Consider the following 2890-nt stretch of genomic DNA (forward strand, 5'->3'; position numbering starts at 1 on the left):
AGGTAGAGCGGTGCACCGCTCTACCTCGGCGCGGAGGCTCTACTTCGGCGGGGGTGGGGCGGTGGGGCGTGTTAGCCAGCGCAGCGCGTCGGGGAGCAGGACGCCGGCGTGGTTGGGGGTGTGGCCGCCGTCGCCGAGGATGAGGCGGAAGTCGTACCCGGATTCTGCGAGGGCGGCCGCAACACGCAGGTTTTCGGCGAGCCAGTTCCGCTCGGGTTGGTTCCAGCCCAGGTCACGGTGACCCGCTTGCAGGAGAATGCGCAGCGGCTTGCGGGGGAGTCGAGAGATGGCCTCGGGGTAGGGGTTGCCGCCTGGCATCTGGGCGAAGCTGGACAGGAACCCGATGACTCCGCGGAACTTGTCCGGACGTAACCACGCAGCGGTGAAGGCGCAGTTGCCGCCGCTGCTGCCGCCGCAGATGCCCCACCGATCGGGGTCCTCGGCGATCGAGTAGCGCTGCATGACCTGAGGGAGGATCTCGGTCAGCAGGAAGCTGACATACCGGTCGTCGTTGGCGTCGTACTCGAGGTTGCGGTTCTTCGGATCGCTACGGCCGGGGAAGACACCCGGGTCGACGAACACTGCGATGGTGACCGGGATCTCGCCACGGTGGATGAGGTTGTCCAGGACGACCGCGCCGCGCACCTGCCCCGCGGGATCCAGGTACCACCAGCCGTCCTGGAACACCATCAGCGACGCCGGCTCGGCAGGGTCGTAACGTGCGGGCACGTGGACCCAGAACTTCCGCGACGTGCCCGGATAGATCGCACTGTCGTTCCAGTCGAACTCGACGGTCACACCGACGGGCACACCCCCGTGCGGAGTCGAGTCGGGTCCGTGGGCGTAGCGAACGTCCGACTGGTCGACCGGAAGCGACTGGAAGGGCACCTCGGTGGTCATGCGGGTCACCCTAGACGAGCGGCTCTTCGACGTGCACGCGCAATTCCATTCCCTGCGCCGGATCGCCTGTAATCTGCTCAGTCCCGAGCGTATAGACTGACAAAAGGGCAAATCGCCCTCGTGATAGGTCTCGGGGTATTTGTGAAGCGTTCCCTTGCACTCGTCCTGCTCGCAGCTCTCGCGCTCGGCGGATGCGCCGCCCAGGGCAAGGAGTCGGGGACTGCGGCATCGTCCACGCCGACCAAGGCTCCGGTCGAGATGACCAAGCCGGAGGCCAAGGCGGCGTACCTCAAGCTTGCGAGCTCCAGCAAGCCCATGTATGACAAATTCACGGCGGCAGGTCAGGCAGGAGACTTCAAGAAGGTACGGACGCTTATTCCCGGCGTGGTCGCAGCCGACGAAAAATTTGCCGACGCGTTGTCGACCCCGCAGTGGCCCGATGCGATCGAGGGCGATCTGGGCATTGTTGCGACCGAGATCGGCAAGACCGACAAATGGCTCGAGGGCGCGGTCCCGACCACGACGGACGCCGAGATGACCGCCTACCTGGGTAAGTACGACAAGAGCTCGATCGACAAGAGTGCCGCAGCGGGAAACAGGATTGCGAAGTACCTGGGCATCGCCACCAGCTGAGGGTCAGGTGTCGGGGTTGTCGGGGTCGAGGGTGGCGCGGTACGCGCGCCAGCCGCCGAACTCGGTGATCTCGCGGCTGTTCGCGAGGGCCTGGGGTTCGCAGAGGAAGCCTGGGGCGGTGGTGCCGTCGGCCAGCTCGACCGGGCCGATCGCCATCGGGCTGGGCAGGGTGGCGACCAGATCCGCGAATTCCGGCGCGGGCAGGGCCCAGAGCTCGACCTCGATTGCGGAGCCGCCGGCCGTGACCCGTTCCAGGCCGGGCTTCGGAGGCGTGGTGGCCAGGGCGTGCAGGCGGTAGGTCGGCGCGGTGCTGGTGGGCCGGTCGAGGACGCCCCCGCGCGAGACGAGCTCGGCGTTCAGGGGCTGGCCGGTGAGGTGCGCGCCGACGACGACGAGCGAGACCCGCGGTCCCGCAGCGGTGCTGCCGCCGACGGGCGCGGGGGTGATCGCTCGGTCGGCGGCCGGCATGCCGGCCTCGATCACGACCCCGGCCTCGCCGGTGAGCCTGCGCCCCAGGTCGGCGAGCGCGCGGTCGGTGAACGCCGGCCCGAGGAGCTGGACGCCGAACGGCAGGCCGTCGACCTCGCCGGCCGGTACCGCGATCGCGGCGAGGTCCAGCAGGTTCGCGAAGTTGGTGAACCGGCCGAGGGACGAGTTCACGCCGACCGGGTCGGCCGCGACCTCGGCGAGCGTCGGGTGGGACGTCGTCGTCGGCAGGAGGAGGGCGTCGAGGTCGGCGAGGGTGCGCCGGCACCTGGCGCGCAGGTGGTCCAGGAGCTCGGTGTCCCGGAACAGCTGGTGCGCTGACACCTCGCGCGAGCCCAGGACGATGGCGCGCACGGTGGGCTCGACGTCGTCCGGGCTGGCCTGGACGAAGTCGCCGACGGCGGCGTAGCGCTCGGCGACGAAGGCGCCGTCGTAGAGCAGGCGCGCGACGGCGAGCAGGTCGGTGATGTCGACCGGCTCGAGGCGGACCCCGGATACCGCGAGCTGTGCCGCGGCGGCGTCGAAGGCCTGTGCCCACCCGGGCGCGAGGGGGTCGAGCTGGCCGGGCAGCGGGATCCCGACGACGGGCCGGAGGTCGGTCGCGCACGGCGCGGCACTGGACCCCGGCGCCGGGAACGACTCCCTCGACGGGTGCGGCCGCGGCACGACCGCGGGGCGCGGGCGGCTGAGCGGGTCGCCGTCGTCGGGGCCCGCGATCTGGTCCAGCACGAGCTCGGCCACCGCGATCGAGCGGGCGAACACCGCCACGCAGTCCAGGCTGCGGCACGCGGGGACGACGCCGGTCGCCGGGACGAGCCCGCGGGTCGGCTTGAGTCCGACGATCCCGTGCAGCGCGGCCGGCACCCGGCCC

At 70.5% G+C, this 2890-nt stretch carries 3 protein-coding genes; 1 reads left to right on the top strand and 2 read right to left on the bottom strand.

The features are described from left to right. Positions 1–39: 39 nt before the first annotated feature. Positions 40–900: an alpha/beta hydrolase gene (locus VIM26_RS07680; RefSeq protein ID WP_331949812.1), complete on the bottom strand. Its 861-nt coding sequence runs from the start codon at positions 898–900 to the stop codon at positions 40–42. A gap of 120 nt (positions 901–1020) precedes the next feature. On the opposite strand from VIM26_RS07680, the gene VIM26_RS07685 reads away from it, so the two are divergent. Next, entirely contained in the window at positions 1021–1533 is a 513-nt protein-coding gene (locus tag VIM26_RS07685; RefSeq protein ID WP_331949814.1) for a hypothetical protein, read from the top strand. A 3-nt stretch (positions 1534–1536) separates the two neighbouring features. Here the strand turns inward: VIM26_RS07685 and VIM26_RS07690 are convergent. Beyond that, on the bottom strand, positions 1537–2890 hold a 1354-nt coding region (locus VIM26_RS07690; RefSeq protein ID WP_331949816.1), incomplete at its 5' end, for an allophanate hydrolase.

It is taken from the genome of Pengzhenrongella sp., assembly GCF_036565025.1.
GTDB lineage: Bacteria > Actinomycetota > Actinomycetes > Actinomycetales > Cellulomonadaceae > Pengzhenrongella.